The sequence below is a fragment of the Luminiphilus sp. nBUS_16 genome, from assembly GCF_051201645.1.
Lineage (GTDB): Bacteria > Pseudomonadota > Gammaproteobacteria > Pseudomonadales > Halieaceae > Luminiphilus.
This window is the reverse complement of record NZ_CP179205.1, coordinates 1,735,963-1,751,851: the sequence shown is the minus strand read 5'-3', so window position 1 is coordinate 1,751,851 and position 15,889 is coordinate 1,735,963. Positions and strand designations below refer to the sequence as shown.

Below are 15,889 nucleotides of genomic sequence, written 5' to 3'. Positions count from 1 at the left end.
CTTATTAACTCACTTTATTGACGTCGGATTAAATACGCCATGTTCCTAACAATACCTACTCGCCTTCGCTGGCTGGTTCTCGCTGGACTTTTCTGTGCTTACCGAACTTGGGCACTAGCTCCTGAGGCTATTCAGGGAGAAACATTGGGGGAGATGATCAGCGCTCTGCAAAACCGACACTATGAAGGCAAGAATTACGATGACGCGCTGTCAGCAGCGCATCTGGACGCCTACATAGATACCCTAGATCCACAGAAAATGTTTTTTACGCTTGACGACGTCAACAGCTTTCAGATCTACCGAACAACGCTTGACGATGCGGGGCGAGAGGGAAACCTTGTCCCGGCCTTTACCATCTTTACCCAATATCAAACTCATCTGAAAGCGCGCCTTGAGGCCATATTAGTAGAGCTCCCTGCCACCGTGCCGGAGTTCGACTACAGCGTTTCAGAATACCTGCCGATAGATGGCGATGACGTCGCGTGGGCTGCATCTTCTACTGAGCTTGACGATCGCTGGCGCAAGCGATTAAAAAATCAGGCCCTGAGCCTAAAGCTTGCAGACAAATCTGTAGATGAAATAGCCCCTACACTGACAAAACGTTACCGCAATCAGCTTAACCGACTTGAGCAGTACAACGAGCGTGATGTGTTTGCGATCTACGCTAACGCACTAACTGAGCTGTACGACCCTCACACCTCGTATTTTTCCCCGAGACGCGCCGAAAATTTTGATATCAACATGAGTTTGTCTTTTGATGGAATTGGCGCAGTTCTGCAGGTCGATGATGAATACACCAAAGTCGTTCGATTAGTTCCCGCAGGGCCGGCCGATAAACAAGGTGACCTGTCGCCCTCAGATCTCATCATTGGCGTTGGACAAGGCGTTGAGGGCCCTATTGAAGACGTGGTGGGTTGGCGCTTAGACGAGGTGGTGGATCTGATTCGGGGCCCCCGAGAGACAACGGTTAGACTTGAGGTAATCCCCGGCAAAGGCAAAACAGACCAGCGCCAAGTGGTAGCGATTGAGCGAAATAAAGTGAAATTAGAAGAGCAAGCGGCTCAGAGTGAGCTGTTAGAACTTGATGACGCTGATGGCCTCACCCGGAAAGTCGGTGTTATCGAAATCCCCGCCTTTTATATTGATTTTGCAGCCCTTAGACGAGGTGATGAGGATTACAAGTCGACGACTCGGGACGTTAAAAAACTGATTGAGGAGCTGCAAGCTCAAGGCGCTGAAGCATTGGTCATTGATTTACGAAATAACGGTGGAGGGTCATTGCAAGAGGCCAATGACCTAACCGGGCTGTTTATCGAGTACGGGCCCACCGTTCAAATCCGCAGTGCCGAACGAAAAGTATGGCGGGATGGCAAGCGGCGGCGCTCCGCCTACTATCAGGGTCCGGTAGCGGTATTGATCAATCGGTTAAGCGCTTCTGCGTCAGAAATTTTCGCGGGAGCAATACAAGATTATGGGCGAGGTATTGTTCTGGGCGATCGCTCCTTCGGCAAAGGCACTGTGCAAACATTGCTGGGCATGCCTGAAGGACAGCTCAAGGTCACCGAGAGCAAGTTTTATCGCATTTCCGGCGATTCAACCCAGCATAGAGGCGTTGTACCGGACATTGACTTTCCCTCACTTTTCGATCCCAGCGAGATTGGTGAGAGCGCGCTTGATAATGCCCTCGATTGGGATCAAATTTCCCCGGTCAGGCATCGCGAATACAGTTATTTTTCGTCACTGTTGCCCACACTCAGCGAGCGGCATAAAAGTAGAATCGAGAAAGATCCCGACTACATTTACCTGATAGACCAAGTGTTAATGGCTACAGAAACTCGCGGTCTGAAATCCTTGCCCCTCAACGAAGAAGAGCGTGTGGCGCTTCGAGACTCTCAAGAGCAAAGGGCCCTTGAAATTGAAAATAAACGTCGACAGGCGCAGGGGCTCGAGCCGCTAGAAAGTCTTCGTGAAGACGAGGGCGACGAAGCGACCGAAGACTCGGAGGATGGCATTGTGGGCGTAGATGAGGGTAACGTGACCAATGCACCTGGTGCCGTTATAGAAGATTCGACGGTAACAGAGGACGCCGAGGAAGAACTCTCTGACGTGCTGCTCATCGAGGCGGGCCGCATTCTTGCCGACACTCTGGCTCTTACAGGGCCGTCAAAGGTGACGCCGCCTGTTACTGCCCAGCGCTAATTCGCTCTAGACCTTGCATGTAGGGACGCAAGACCTCGGGAATGACGACATCTCCCCCAGCCTCTTGATAATTCTCGAGAATGGCTACCAGCGTGCGCCCTACCGCTAAGCCTGAACCATTGATTGTATGCAAAGGCTCGGGCTTTCCAGTGGCGGGGTTGCGCCATCGGGCCTGCATTCGCCGCGCTTGATAAGCCCCGTAATTTGAGCAACTAGAGATTTCTCGATAGGCATCCTGCCCAGGGAGCCATACCTCCAGATCGTAGGTAAGCTGTGCACCAAAACCGAGGTCACCGCCGCAAAGAATGACTTTGCGGTAAGGCAGCATGAGCAACTGCAAAATATGTTCCGCATGTGCAGTTAAGGATTCAAGAGCCTCGTCGGATTGGGTCGGGCGAACAAGTTGCACCAGCTCAACCTTTTCAAATTGGTGTTGCCGTATCAGCCCCCGTGTGTCGCGGCCATAGCTGCCTGCCTCACTTCTAAAACAAGGCGTGTGAGCAACATACCTTATTCCAAGCTCACCAAACTCTTGATCTTCGAAAATACGATCCCGGGCAATGTTGGTCACAGGAACCTCTGCCGTCGGAATCAGGTAGTAGTCCTGATCGCCCTGAATTCGGAATAAGTCCTCTTCGAATTTTGGCAGCTGTCCGGTGCCGACCAGTGACTCGCGATTCACCATATAAGGCACGTAAACTTCGGTATAACCATTGACTGCGGTGTGCTCGTTCAGCATGAACTGCACTAATGCGCGATGCAGACGGGCTATCGCGCCGCTCATAACTGTAAAGCGTGATCCCGTGATTTTGCCTGCCGTTGCGGCATCGAGTTGCCCCGATAACTCACCAATATCGACGTGATCTAAAGGCTTAAAATCAAAGGTCTTCGGCTCGCCCCAAGTGAGCACCTCATGATTATCTTCCTCTGTCGCTCCCGCAGGGACCCGGGCATCGGGTACGTTTGGCGTGGCCAGTAACATGGCCTGCAAAGCTTCCTGCGCTTGCCTAGCCTCCTCCGTAGCCGCGGTTATATCGCCACTGATTTTTTCTAGAAGCCCGGCCACCTCCGCCTTTGCCTCATCAACACTGCGCCCCTGCCCAACCAGTTCACCAATTTTCTTTGAGGCGGATTTTCTATCGGCCAGTAAATTTTGGGCACGAATGTCTGCCTGCTTACGACGCGCATCGAGCTCAAGAAAATCCTCGACGGGAAACTCATAACCCTTGAGTTTGAGTGCCGCAGCAATAGCCGTCGGATCTTCGCGAACGACTTTAATGTCAAGCATTGTGGTGACTCCTCGGAGACGGTAGCGGGTAATTTTGCGGCGGCATCATACCCTGTTCATCAATTTTTTGCCGGGTTTCACCCGAAACTCCGGGCCAACTGCGCGCCAAGATAGACGCCTGCAAAACAGCTAACAAGGCTAACGAATGCATAGCCCATTGCGAGCGCCCAATCACCGCGCTCCATCATAAGCAGTAGCTCCAGTGAGAACGTTGAAAAGGTGGTGAAACCGCCAAGAAAACCCACCAACAGCACCAATCGAGCGGCATCATGGACATGGTGGCGTTCTAAAAGAATAAAAATAATACCGATACCCAGTGAGCCCAGGACGTTGACGGTCAGGGTCGCTACGGGCCAACTGATATACGGTAACGTGGACCGTATTAGCTGGCCGGCCCCATACCGTGCTACCGCACCCAAACTCCCGCCAAGTGCGACCCAAAATAAAGCGCTCATTAGGGGTCGACCTTTTCTTTTGCCAGCTGATCTAATGCGCGCAGATGCTGCAACTTTTCACGGATACGCCCTTCTAGACCGCGATCGGTAGGCTGATAGAACTGGACCGGCTGCATTTCTTCCGGAAAGTAATTTTCATTGGCCGCGTAGCCTTCCGGCTCGCTGTGAGCGTAACGATACGCCTTCCCGAAGCCTTGCTCACGCATCAAGGCTGAAGGCGCATTCCGCAGATGTATCGGGACTTCCAAACTGCCCTGTGTCTCAACCAGACGTTTGGCCTCATTGAAAGCCGAATAGACGGCGTTACTCTTTGCGGCACAGGCGAGGTAGATGATAGCTTGGGCTAACGTTAATTCACCCTCGGGACTGCCTAGACGCTCCTGAATCTGCCAGGCGTTTAGCGCAATTTCTAACGCTCTGGGATCAGCATTACCGATATCCTCACTGGCCATACGTACCACTCTTCTTGCGATGTAGAGGGGGTCGCAGCCACCGTCAAGCATGCGCACAAACCAGTAGAGGCTGGCATCAGGATCTGAGCCACGCACGCTCTTATGCAGTGCACTGATCTGATCGTAAAACGCATCACCCCCTTTATCAAAGCGTCGCGGGCTGCCCTGCCCTAGCTCCTCCAACACCTTTTGATTAATGATTTTTCGCCCTTGCTCGATACCGGCCAAATCGGCAGCAACCTCGAGCTGCCCTAACGCACGTCTGGCGTCACCGTCAGCTTGTGCGGCAAGGCTCTCCAATATTTCAGTCTCAGCCTGAACTTCGGTGAGCTCAGATGCCAAAGCTCGCTGTAGAATCGTCACGATATGGTGCTGTTCCAGTGGCCTTAACCGGTATACCCGTACCCTTGAAAGTAGTGCTGCATTCACCTCAAAAGAAGGGTTTTCAGTCGTCGCACCAATGAACGTGATAGTGCCATCCTCTACGTGAGGCAGAAACGCATCCTGTTGCGCCTTATTGAAGCGGTGAACCTCATCGACAAACAGCACGGTCTGTAACCCTTGTGACAATCCAACTCGAGCAGAGTCAATGACTGCTCTGATGTCTTTGACGCCAGCTAACACGGCTGATATCGGATAAAACTGCGCTTTTGTGGCTCCCGCACAAAGTCGAGCCAGAGTCGTCTTTCCCACCCCAGGGGGGCCCCACAATAAAAATGAGTGCAGATTTCCCGCGCTCATTGCCATCCCAAGCGGCGCCTCTGGGCCCAAGATGTGGTCCTGACCGACAAAACCACTCAGGCTGCTAGGGCGCAACCTTGAGGCAAGGGGAGCTTGGTTGACCTCCGGCTCGCCGAACAAAGTGTTTTGTGTTGTCGACAATGCCTACCCCTCCGCTAGGGCTCTACGATAGTGACAGCAATCTCAGCCGGTGGCGTGAACAAAAAATCTTCGGCGGTTAACCTATTGGTACCGTCAGAGACTAGGGTGAAATCAATGCGTTGGTCTAATTTATCCGTCACGCTCACCGCAGTAGGCGTGCCCTCCTCCAACGTCACACTCATCGAGGTAAATACTGGATTCGGTTCAAGGGGCTCTAGCCTCAACTCCTGTGGCCTGCGTGTCAGTGTGTAGTGTTGTTCAAGCACCGATTCTTCAGCGAGTAGTACCGCTAACGGCGAGTTAAGCTGGGCTTCTAACGGTCGTCTGATCACCGTCTCGAGATCCTCGTCGTATTGCCAGAAGAACTCCCCATCGCTGATTAACAGCTGTCTGCCGGGGGCAGTGATTTGCCATAAAAAAAAGTGTGGGCGCAGGAGAGCAAAAAAACCGCTGCTTTGCGCAGTCACTAAGCCATTTTTGTCAAAGATTTCCTGACGGAAACTTCCTTCTAATGATTCGATGCCACCGAGCAATCCCTCTGCTTTGACGTCTTTAACCAGCCCAATCAAAAGCCAGAGGCACAACAATGCAATAACCCACCACCGCCACTTAGCGCCCACTAAAGGTGTCATGTTCAGTCCTCTACCGGAGGTGGCGCGAGAACCTCCCGCTGTCCGTTGGTGCCCATGGTCGATACCACACCGGTCTGCTCCATACTCTCGATAAGGCGGGCAGCACGGTTATAGCCAATTCGGAGTTTACGCTGCACGCTGGAAATCGAGGCCCGCCTGCTCTTAGTGACATAATGCACCGCCTCGTCATAGAGGGCGTCGGCTTCGGGATTGTCATCGTCAGAGGCAGCAGACTGCAGTTCTCCTGCGGTCACCGGGGTCTGTCCCCCCTCATCCAGCAGCCCTTCGATAAACTGCGGTTCCCCACGCCTTTTCCAGTCGGCAACAACTCGGTGCACTTCGTCATCAGAACAAAATGCACCGTGGACGCGAACGGGTACGCTTGAGCCCGCGGGAAGATAAAGCATGTCGCCGTTACCCAGTAGCTGCTCAGCGCCACCTTGGTCGAGGATTGTTCGAGAATCGACCTTCGAGCTTACGGCAAAGCCGATGCGAGTGGGGATATTAGCCTTAATAAGACCTGTTATGACATCAACCGATGGGCGTTGAGTTGCGAGGATAAGATGGATGCCTGCTGCGCGGGCCTTTTGCGCAATGCGTGCAATCAGCTCTTCGACCTTTTTACCCACAATCATCATCATGTCTGCAAATTCGTCGATGACCACAACAATACTGGGCAAAGGCTCCAGGGTCGGCTGAACCTGTTCCTCCACCGGTATCATGGATAACTGATCTGGAACCCATACGGGATCTTCAAGAGGGGATCCCGCGGCGATGGCATCGCTGACTTTACGATTGTATCCCGCTAGATTACGCACTCCCAAAAGCGACATAAGCTTGTAGCGTCGCTCCATCTCTGCCACACACCAGCGCAGCCCATTGGCGGCATCTTTCATGTCGGTAATTACCGGCGTCAGGAGATGGGGAATGCCATCATAGACTGACAGTTCCAGCATTTTTGGGTCGATTAGAATCATCCGAACCTGCTCAGGACTACTTTTGAAAAGCAGGCTAACAAGCATACAGTTCACACCCACAGACTTTCCGGAACCGGTTGTCCCTGCAACTAACAGGTGCGGCATTTTCCCGAGATCAGCGACGACTGGCGCGCCGGCAATATCGTGGCCCAGGGCCAGAGTTAAATTTGACTTCGATTCGTCAAAGGTTTGTGAGGCCAGCACCTCCTTGAAATTCACCGTTTGCCGGTCAGCATTCGGGATTTCTATACCTACGACACTCTTCCCAGGAATAACCTCTACCACCCGCACGGAAATGACGGCGAGGGAGCGTGCCAAGTCTTTCGCCAAATTAGAAATTCGAGAAACCTTCACCCCGGCAGCGGGTTGGATCTCAAACCGCGTAACAACTGGGCCAGGATATACCGCCGTCACCTCGGCACTGACACCAAAGTCCAAAAGCTTGAGTTCCAGCAACTTCGACAGAGATTCCAGCTCCTCTTTGGAATAGCCGCGGTGGCCCATTTCCGGAGCGACGTCGAGGAGGTCGAGAGGCGGCACTTCTCCGGTAACCGGGGTATCAAACAAAGGCTTTTGGCGCTCTTTTTCAATGCGCTGACTGGGGGCCGGCCGAGGTTCTGGGGGCTTTATTTTTGGTGGATTTTTTTTCTTTTGTGCCACGTAGTCTTCAATGACAGCCTTACGCTCAACCTGCTGCTTTTCGCGCTCACGCCGCTCTAAGAGCCTGTCCCTAGTTTGCAATAGCCAATTACAACCGGTTTCACAGCCCTCAATGAGTCTGCGCCCCAGTTCGTCAATCACCTTCAGCCAGCTAATGTCAGCGAAAATAGTGATTCCAAGAAAAAACATTGCTAGCAGTAGCAGCCGAGCACCTACTGAACTAAAGGCTGTATCGAAGCCAGCACCTATGCTCGCCCCTAATATGCCTCCAGCGCCTTGTGGCAGGTCCGCAGTGCCACTGTCGTTCAGCGCGGCCAGGGACGTTGCAGCTAAGACCACCAAAATGAGTCCAAGAGCGCGCAAACCAAAAACCGTCCAGTCAGTGGGACTGCGCGCTTCCCTGACGAGCAAAAAGCGAACGGCTTGATAGCCCAATAAGCCAGGAATTAAAAAAGCACCGTAACCCAGTAGAGAAAAGAGAACATCGCTGAGAAATGCGCCGGTAATGCCAGCCAGATTCTGGACATCACCACCGCCGCTAGATGACCACCCGGGATCGTTACTACTGTGACTCACCAACGCCAGCAGAACCAGCAGACAGGCGGCTCCAATGGCAATAAAGAGCGCGTCTTTTGGCCCTCGGGATGCGGGAGTGAGATCCTGTACGGATTTTGAAGATTTTCGTGTGGCTGACAACGAATCAGCATCCTTTTATCGAAAATGAGATGTTAACATGGAGCGGAGTCACTTTACCGTGATGATCCATCTTCGATCCATACAGCTAAGTGTTAATTTTATGAGCCAGCCACAACACCATCGCCTCATCATTTTGGGTTCTGGGCCTGCGGGCTATACCGCAGCCGTTTACGCCGCCAGGGCCAACCTCAATCCCGTTGTCATCACTGGAATTCAACAAGGTGGTCAACTTACGACGACAACCGAAGTTGAGAATTGGCCGGGCGGCGCTTCTGACCTCCAAGGGCCCCAATTGATGGCCGAGATGCAGGCGCACGTCGAACGTCTAGATGCCTCAATTATTTTCGATCATATCGAAAAGGTAGACCTGAGCAGCCGCCCTTTCCGTCTCGGCGGTAGCCAAGATTACAGCTGCGATGCACTGATCATTGCCACGGGAGCGTCTGCACAATACCTTGGGCTACCCAGCGAAGAGGCTTTTATGGGGCGTGGCGTCAGTGCCTGCGCCACCTGTGATGGATTCTTCTATCGTGGTAAAGAAGTCGCGGTCGTCGGGGGAGGCAACACGGCTGTTGAAGAGGCGCTCTACCTCAGCAATTTGTGCAGCCGAGTCCATCTTGTGCACCGACGTGACTCTCTACGTTCAGAAAAAATTCTGCAAGATCGTTTGTTCGCCCGAGCAGAAGAAGGAAAGGTTGTGATCCACTGGCATCAAACTTTGGACGAAGTGTTGGGTGACAACTCTGGCGTTACCGGCTTGCGGCTTCGCTCTACCCTAGACGATAGCGAGCAACAGTTGGCACTTGCGGGTGTGTTCATTGCGATTGGCCACAAACCTAATACGGACATTTTCCAGCAGCAGTTAACGATGGAAGGAGGTTATATTCAGGTGAACTCAGGTATCAACGGTGAGGCAACACACACGAATGTGCCCGGAGTTTTTGCTGCAGGAGACGTTGCTGATCATGTCTACCGCCAGGCAATTACATCTGCGGGGTTCGGCTGCATGGCCGCACTCGATGCAGAAAAATATTTAGACGCCTTGAATCGCTGAGCTTAAACGCTTGTCCGAGTTTGATTTTCCGGCAAGTTATGAGGCCCTAGAAGAGCCGAACGGCCTTCTCGCTATGGGAGGTGATTTATCTCCAGAACGGCTGCTGCGGGCCTATAGCCGCGGCATTTTTCCTTGGTTTAGCAGCAATGAGCCGATTCTTTGGTGGGCACCAGATCCAAGAGCCATACTCTTACCCGACGAATTCAAAGTTTCCAAGTCCTTCGGCAAGACCCTAAAAAAGCGCGGATACCGGGTTTCGTTAAATGCTGCATTTCCATTAGTGATAAGAGCCTGCGCTGCACCACGCGCTTCGCAAGAGGGAACCTGGATTCTCCCGGCGATGATTGATGCCTACACAACGCTACACCGCCTTGGCTATGCGCATTCGGTCGAAATATGGTCTGATGAATCCCTCGTTGGCGGATTGTATGGCGTGAGCATAGGCAAAGCTTTTTTTGGTGAGTCGATGTTTTCTAGTGCCACTGACGCTTCAAAAACCGCCTTAGCGACCTTAGCGTATATGGGAAGAATGGGTTATTTTAAGTTCATTGATTGCCAGGTGGAGAGCAGCCACTTAACTTCACTCGGTGCTCGGCTCATAAGGCGAGAGGCCTTTGAAGAACAGCTTGAAAACGCTATAAATGATGACATGGAGCAAGTGAGGAATATTATCAGAGGGGTTCTGCCGGAATCTTTAAACCGAGTGCCGTGGAGTGACGTGCTACCTGAGTCAACCACGCAGCTGTACTTGGGGCTCACGCAATGACGGCTTCGTTACGTGATATCCGTGTCTACACTACCTTCCCCCATGCCTGCAGTTATTTGATGGAGCAGGAAGCGACGACGCTGTTTATTGACCCTCGTCAAACCCTTTCCCAAGCGCTCTATTCCCAGCTTTCTCTCATGGGGTTTCGCCGTAGTGGTGACCACCTCTACCGGCCGCATTGCAGCCAGTGCAACGCCTGCATTCCTTCCCGCGTTGCAGTTTCTGATTTTAAGCGCTCTAAGAGCCAAAAGCGCGTATGGCGTCGAAACAAGGATCTTGAGATTCGCGAGGCTACATCCATCGATGACGAAGAGGCCTATTCGCTCTATGAGCGTTATATCCGAGGCCGGCACGCCGATGGCGATATGTTTCCACCAGAGCGGGACCAATACCGTTCGTTTCTTAACAACGGACTCGGCTGTACTCGCTACTTCCGCTTTTACGAGCAGGAGCAGCTGATTGCCGTTATTGTTGCGGATCAAATGCTCGATGGCCTGTCGGCAATCTATACGTTTTATGATCCCGAGCATGAGGCTAGGAGTCTCGGCACTTACGCTGTGCTGTTCCAAATTGATCTTATGCAGAAGGCCCAGCTTGATTACGTTTATCTGGGGTATCTCATAAAAAACTGCGACAAAATGAGCTACAAATCAAGATTTCAGCCCTTAGAGCTATTTCGAGGCGGAAATTGGCAGGTTTCTTTCGATACAGCACCTGAGGACGACATAAGCCGAGGCGTCCCCCTGCGCTTTGTTGATAATCCGACCTAGCAACACTTTTGAAGAGCGTGACTTTCGGGTACAGTGCCGGCCATATTAATTGGGATGGCAATGTTTATGGCCAAAGAAGATCAGATTGAAATGGAGGGGGAAATCATCGACACCCTCCCTAACACCACATTTCGTGTGCGCCTTGAAAATGGCCACGTGGTCACCGCCCACATCTCCGGAAAGATGCGTAAAAACTACATCCGCATTTTAACTGGGGATAAAGTCCGGGTTGAAGTCACGCCCTACGACCTGACTAAGGGTCGCATCACCTACCGCGAGCGTTAATCGACCAAGCTACAGGTAGGACAAAAGACCATCGGAGAGCCCAGTAAGCACGACTTTAGCGCTCATTGGGCAGGTGCCGGTAAACAAACTGCCCTACGCCCAAACACCCGTAAAACCAATGGGCGTGTCAGTGCTTTGAAGTTACCGCACCTAATTACACGCCTAGGCTTCTACCGGATTCTCTGATTCGCTCTCTACACTGACCTCGAGTTCGCTGCGGTCATCTTTCAGAGTCACCACAGCCGTTCCGCCTTTGTTGAGTGCGCCAAACAACACCATGTCCGCAAGCGGCTTCTTGATGTGCTCCTGAATCACTCGCGCCATAGGCCTCGCCCCCATCGTACGGTCATACCCCTTCTCAACGAGCCACAGGCGAGCCTCCTCGTCGACCTCCAGCTGCACGCGTTTCTCGTCGAGCTGTCCCTGTAGTTCGGTCAAGAATTTGTCGACAACAGTAAGAATGACGTCTTCGCCGAGTGGCTCGAAGGGAACAATCGCGTCAAGGCGGTTTCTAAATTCAGGCGTAAACATACGGTTGATAGCCTCGAGGGCATCCGTAGTGTGATCCTGCTGGGTAAATCCGATAGAGCGTCGGCTCACATTTTCCGCACCAGCGTTAGTTGTCATGACTAAAATAACGTTGCGGAAGTCAGCTTTGCGTCCATTATTGTCGGTCAGCGTGCCGTGGTCCATGACCTGCAGCAGTAGGTTAAACACCTCTGGATGCGCCTTCTCCACCTCGTCAAGCAACACGACTGAATGTGGGTGCTTGGTAACGGCATCGGTGAGCAGGCCGCCCTGATCGAAACCGACATAGCCCGGAGGCGCTCCTATGAGCCTCGATACGGTGTGCCGCTCCATGTACTCGGACATGTCAAAGCGAGTGAGCTCTAACCCCAGCTGCAGCGCTAACTGCTTTGTTACCTCAGTTTTACCGACCCCAGTAGGACCCGCTAATAAAAAGGAGCCTATGGGCTTATCGCCAGAGCGCAGTCCTGCTCGAGCCAACTTGATCGAAGCAACAAGCTGGGTCACCGCTTTACCCTGTCCAAACACAACCATTTGTAGGTTAGATTCGAGTTTCTCGAGTAAGTCCCGGTCATCGGAGGTCACAGTCTTCGGTGGAATTCGCGCTATTTTTGCGACCACCGACTCGATGTCTCCGGCACCAATCACCTTCTTGCGTTTACTCGCAGGTAAAAGCTGTTGGTAGGCTCCCGCCTCGTCAATGACATCGATTGCTTTATCAGGTAAAAACCGGTCGGTTATGTAGCGTGCCGCCATTTCAGTGGCAACGCGCAGCGCACGATCGCTGTAGCGCAGGCCGTGATGGTCTTCGAACCGGCTTTTGAGGCCCTTCAAAATTTTGTAAGCGTCATCCACGGAGGGTTCAAGGACATCAATCTTTTGAAAACGCCGACTCAGCGCCTTGTCCTTGTCAAAGATACCGCGGTACTCCGCAAAGGTTGTTGACCCGATACAGCGCATTTTCCCAGAGCTCAACAATGGCTTGAGCAGGTTTGAGGCATCCATCACGCCACCCGACGCAGCTCCCGCACCGATAATCGTATGGATCTCATCGATAAATAAAATGGCGTTATCACGCTCCTTGAGATTGGCCAGGAGTCCTTTAAACCGCTTCTCAAAGTCTCCACGGTACTTAGTGCCGGCCAACAGTGCGCCCAAATCAAGTGAATAGACAACGGCACCTTGCAAGGTCTCCGGAACATTGCCGTCCACTATCATTTTGGCGAGTCCCTCAGCGATCGCAGTTTTCCCAACTCCAGATTCACCGACGAGCAGAGGGTTGTTTTTACGCCGTCTTGCCAAGATCTGTGCGACCCGCTCCACTTCCGCAAGACGTCCAATCAGTGGATCTATTTGCCCCGATTTCGCCTCTTCGTTGAGGTCTGTGGCATAGGTGTCCAACGGGGCTTCCGAAGTCTCAGCTTGCTCCTCTTCGCCGATCTCACCCTCCCCTTGGGGTCCGCCCTCAGACTCCTCGTCTTTGGCAATCCCGTGGGTAATAAAATTCACGACATCGAGCCGGGATACGTTTTGGCTTTTGAGAAAATAAACCGCCTGAGACTCCTGCTCTGAGAAAATAGCTACCAGGATGTTGGCACCTGTGACTTCGCTTTTTCCTGAGCTTTGAACGTGAAACACCGCGCGCTGTAATACTCGCTGGAAGCCAAGTGTTGGCTGGGTGTCTCGGCCATCGTCTTCGTCACCTAGTAGCGGTGTTGTTGAGTCTATGAACTCAACGAGGTCGCCACGCAACGCATCAATGTCGACGCTGCAAGCCGTCATGACGGTTAAAGAAGCTGCGTCCTCGAGTAGTGAAAGTAACAGATGCTCTACTGTGATGAACTCGTGCCGGCGCGAACGAGCCGTTCGAAAAGCATCATTTAGAACCGTTTCAAGCTCTTTGCTCAACATACCCTTTTACCTCGCTTCACTCGTCATCAGTAGGTTCCACTTCACACAGTAACGGATGTCCGCTGTCTCTGGCATAAGTATTCACCTGTGTCGCCTTCGTTTCGGCGATGTCACGGGGGTAAACACCGCAAACGCCTTTGCCCTTGGTATGCACCATTAGCATGATTTGAGTGGCCTGCTCCCGCCCCAAGTTAAAGTAGGACTCGAGGATTTCCACAACAAACTCCATAGGAGTGTAATCATCGTTAAGCAACACCACTTGGAACAAAGATGGGCGCTTAAGTTTGGGTTTAGCGGGCGCTACTGCGAGACCGCCTTCATCGTCTCGATCAGGATTATCCGGCGGGCCCATTAACCAGTGATTCATTTCCGTCATCATTCCTAGAGTATATGTCAGGACAGTTGAAAATTAGCCACATCAACCGTGTGGACAACCTAAAATTTGTCGCCAAAGGCAAGACAAATTCGATTCGAGGCAACAGCCAGCGCCACACCAACCAAGTCAAGCGTGCCCGCTGTTTCAGTCCTATCGTATTTGAAATCTCGAGCACTAATCATCACCCGAGCCACTCCTCTCATAGTCTTTCCCGTCGCTGTGTCTGTGCGCTGCTCTGTCTTGCGCTACGCGCCCATCATAGCCTTTGGGTACTGCTACGTTGAGTGGCCGCTAGGCATGATCTAAGCGCCCTGAGGCCGACAAATATTCCTTGTATTCCTTACGACCTTTGACGCTTTACGGTTTACACGGCAGCAAGCCTAATTTGGGCGGCTGTCGCGGCAGCTTTGTTGAGCGCCACGTCCATTGTTTTCACACACAGCTCTATTCTTGTTCGTCGATGCTCAAACGGAATTGAATCAATAGCCGTAAGACCCGCCCCGCGCCTAGATTTACCTCGGTTAGCTATCGCAGTCACCACACGGGTTTTGCCCGGCCACCTCAGGCACTATTTGCCGGGGTATTGCGTAGACTCGGTATTACGCAACCCACAAAAAACGCTCAAAAAAAAGCCCGCCATAGCGGACTTTTAGCCAGCAAAATCAGTTGCTTACATTGACTTTATAATGGCTTTTCCGAAGTCGGAACATGAGACCAGCGTAGCGCCGTCCATCAACCGTTCGAAATCATAGGTCACAGTTTTGTTTTGAATAGCTCCGTTCATGCCATCAACGATCAGATCTGCGGCCTCATTCCAACCAAGGTGTCGCATCATCATTTCTGCTGACAAGATTAAGGATCCAGGGTTCACCTTGTCTTGACCAGCATACTTCGGTGCGGTGCCGTGGGTGGCTTCAAACAGTGCCACTGTGTCGGATAGGTTCGCACCAGGAGCAATGCCAATTCCACCGACCTGAGCCGCTAACGCATCTGAAAGATAGTCGCCATTAAGGTTCAGTGTGGCGACCACGCTATACTCCTTTGGTCGGGTTAAGACTTGCTGAAGCATGGCATCAGCGATGACATCTTTGATAATAATCGGGTCGCCGCTGTTGGGATTTTTGATTTCGACCCAGGGTCCACCGTCCACTAACTGACCGCCAAACTCTTCCTGAGCGAGTTCATAACCCCAATCTCTGAAGGCACCTTCGGTAAATTTCATGATGTTGCCTTTGTGGACCAGCGTCACTGAAGGCAGGTTTTGATCGATGGCGTACTGGATGGCCTTGCGAACTAGGCGTTTGGTGCCAGCAGACGATACGGGCTTAATACCGATACCCACGTCCTCAGGGAAACGAATTTTTGTTGCCCCCATTTCATTGATGATGAAATCGACAACTTTCTGAGCTTCAGCAGTCCCGGCTTGGTATTCAATACCCGCATAAATATCTTCGGAATTCTCACGAAAAATCACCATGTTGCAGTCTTCGGGTCGCCGTACTGGCGATGGCACTCCTTCAAACCAGCGTACAGGACGAAGACAGGTGTACAGGTCAAGCTCTTGGCGTAACGCAACATTAAGGGAGCGGAAACCGCCACCCACTGGTGTTGTTAATGGACCCTTAATCGCCACTGCATAGGTTTTAATCGCTTCCAGCGTCTCTTCAGGGAACCAATCGCCCTCGTACAGCTCGGCGGCCTTTTCTCCCGTGTAAATTTCCATCCACGATATGGCCTTTTGCCCTCCATAGGCCTTTTCCACTGCGGCGTTGACGACATCAATCATGACCGGCGTAATATCGACGCCAATGCCATCACCTTCGATGTAAGGGATGATAGGCTTATCGGGTACTGACAGGCTGTTGTCCTCGTTGACTGTGATGACGTCGCCGGTTTCCGGAACCTTGATGTGCTTGTATGACATATTGCGAGAATCCTATTTTTCAGTTTATTTCAGG

General features: G+C 52.2%; 13 protein-coding genes. 5 read left to right on the top strand and 8 right to left on the bottom strand.

All coding sequences use genetic code 11. The annotated features are described in order from the left end of the window. The first annotated feature begins 39 nt into the window (after nt 1-39). Nucleotides 40-2,199, top strand: coding sequence for a carboxy terminal-processing peptidase (locus ACMAY6_RS07775; protein WP_435215918.1), 2,160 nt, complete (start codon nt 40-42; stop codon nt 2,197-2,199). Here ACMAY6_RS07775 and serS read toward each other — a convergent pair. The 5 genes from serS to ACMAY6_RS07750 form a co-directional block, all read right to left on the bottom strand. Further along, nucleotides 2,183-3,487, bottom strand: a complete 1,305-nt coding sequence (gene serS, locus ACMAY6_RS07770) for a serine--tRNA ligase (RefSeq protein ID WP_435215916.1) — start codon at nt 3,485-3,487, stop codon at nt 2,183-2,185. The two genes, ACMAY6_RS07775 and serS, sit on opposite strands and share 17 nt — an antisense overlap. Nucleotides 3,488-3,564: 77 nt before the next feature. Then, nucleotides 3,565-3,942: a fluoride efflux transporter CrcB gene (gene crcB, locus ACMAY6_RS07765; RefSeq protein ID WP_435215914.1), complete on the bottom strand. Its 378-nt coding sequence runs from the start codon at nt 3,940-3,942 to the stop codon at nt 3,565-3,567. After that, the gene (locus ACMAY6_RS07760) at nt 3,942-5,276 is read right to left on the bottom strand and encodes a replication-associated recombination protein A (RefSeq protein WP_435215912.1); all 1,335 of its coding nucleotides are present in this window, start codon (nt 5,274-5,276) and stop codon (nt 3,942-3,944) included. The genes crcB and ACMAY6_RS07760 overlap by 1 nt, the downstream gene beginning before the upstream one ends. A gap of 14 nt (nt 5,277-5,290) precedes the next feature. Further along, nucleotides 5,291-5,908 (bottom strand): outer membrane lipoprotein chaperone LolA, encoded by a 618-nt coding sequence (lolA, locus tag ACMAY6_RS07755; protein ID WP_435215910.1) that lies wholly within the window; start codon nt 5,906-5,908, stop codon nt 5,291-5,293. Between the two features lie 2 nt (nt 5,909-5,910). After that, complete coding sequence (locus ACMAY6_RS07750) at nt 5,911-8,241, bottom strand: DNA translocase FtsK (protein ID WP_435215908.1); 2,331 nt, start codon at nt 8,239-8,241, stop codon at nt 5,911-5,913. A 100-nt stretch (nt 8,242-8,341) separates the two neighbouring features. Here ACMAY6_RS07750 and trxB point away from each other — a divergent pair, with 100 nt between their 5' ends. From trxB to infA, 4 genes are all read left to right on the top strand, one after another. Continuing rightward, nucleotides 8,342-9,295 (top strand): thioredoxin-disulfide reductase, encoded by a 954-nt coding sequence (gene trxB / locus ACMAY6_RS07745; protein ID WP_435215906.1) that lies wholly within the window; start codon nt 8,342-8,344, stop codon nt 9,293-9,295. Between the two features lie 10 nt (nt 9,296-9,305). Then, nucleotides 9,306-10,061, top strand: coding sequence for a leucyl/phenylalanyl-tRNA--protein transferase (aat, locus tag ACMAY6_RS07740; RefSeq protein ID WP_435215904.1), 756 nt, complete (start codon nt 9,306-9,308; stop codon nt 10,059-10,061). After that, complete coding sequence (locus tag ACMAY6_RS07735) at nt 10,058-10,831, top strand: arginyltransferase (protein WP_435215902.1); 774 nt, start codon at nt 10,058-10,060, stop codon at nt 10,829-10,831. Before aat ends, ACMAY6_RS07735 begins: the two co-directional genes overlap by 4 nt. A 66-nt stretch (nt 10,832-10,897) precedes the next feature. Then, complete coding sequence (gene infA, locus ACMAY6_RS07730) at nt 10,898-11,116, top strand: translation initiation factor IF-1 (RefSeq protein ID WP_007233846.1); 219 nt, start codon at nt 10,898-10,900, stop codon at nt 11,114-11,116. Nucleotides 11,117-11,278: 162 nt separating this feature from the next. Here the strand turns inward: infA and clpA are convergent, their stop codons facing one another. From clpA to icd, 3 genes are all read right to left on the bottom strand, one after another. Continuing rightward, a complete protein-coding gene (gene clpA / locus ACMAY6_RS07725; protein WP_435215899.1) occupies nt 11,279-13,555 on the bottom strand; it encodes an ATP-dependent Clp protease ATP-binding subunit ClpA in 2,277 nt (758 codons plus the stop codon). 16 nt (nt 13,556-13,571) lie between these two features. Further along, nucleotides 13,572-13,922: an ATP-dependent Clp protease adapter ClpS gene (clpS, locus tag ACMAY6_RS07720; protein ID WP_435215897.1), complete on the bottom strand. Its 351-nt coding sequence runs from the start codon at nt 13,920-13,922 to the stop codon at nt 13,572-13,574. Between the two features lie 679 nt (nt 13,923-14,601). Continuing rightward, the gene (gene icd, locus ACMAY6_RS07715; RefSeq protein ID WP_435215895.1) at nt 14,602-15,855 is read right to left on the bottom strand and encodes an NADP-dependent isocitrate dehydrogenase; all 1,254 of its coding nucleotides are present in this window, start codon (nt 15,853-15,855) and stop codon (nt 14,602-14,604) included. Nucleotides 15,856-15,889 lie beyond the last annotated feature (34 nt).

What these genes read in the sequence shown, in the direction of transcription:
- trxB (WP_435215906.1), top strand. Translation starts at nt 8,342, where the DNA reads ATGAGCCAGCCACAACACCATCGCCTCATCATTTTGGGTTCTGGGCCT.
- crcB (WP_435215914.1), bottom strand. Translation starts at nt 3,942, where the DNA reads ATGAGCGCTTTATTTTGGGTCGCACTTGGCGGGAGTTTGGGTGCGGTA.
- icd (WP_435215895.1), bottom strand. Translation starts at nt 15,855, where the DNA reads ATGTCATACAAGCACATCAAGGTTCCGGAAACCGGCGACGTCATCACA.
- ACMAY6_RS07775 (WP_435215918.1), top strand. Translation starts at nt 40, where the DNA reads ATGTTCCTAACAATACCTACTCGCCTTCGCTGGCTGGTTCTCGCTGGA.
- clpA (WP_435215899.1), bottom strand. Translation starts at nt 13,555, where the DNA reads ATGTTGAGCAAAGAGCTTGAAACGGTTCTAAATGATGCTTTTCGAACG.
- clpS (WP_435215897.1), bottom strand. Translation starts at nt 13,922, where the DNA reads ATGAATCACTGGTTAATGGGCCCGCCGGATAATCCTGATCGAGACGAT.
- serS (WP_435215916.1), bottom strand. Translation starts at nt 3,487, where the DNA reads ATGCTTGACATTAAAGTCGTTCGCGAAGATCCGACGGCTATTGCTGCG.
- ACMAY6_RS07735 (WP_435215902.1), top strand. Translation starts at nt 10,058, where the DNA reads ATGACGGCTTCGTTACGTGATATCCGTGTCTACACTACCTTCCCCCAT.
- infA (WP_007233846.1), top strand. Translation starts at nt 10,898, where the DNA reads ATGGCCAAAGAAGATCAGATTGAAATGGAGGGGGAAATCATCGACACC.
- lolA (WP_435215910.1), bottom strand. Translation starts at nt 5,908, where the DNA reads ATGACACCTTTAGTGGGCGCTAAGTGGCGGTGGTGGGTTATTGCATTG.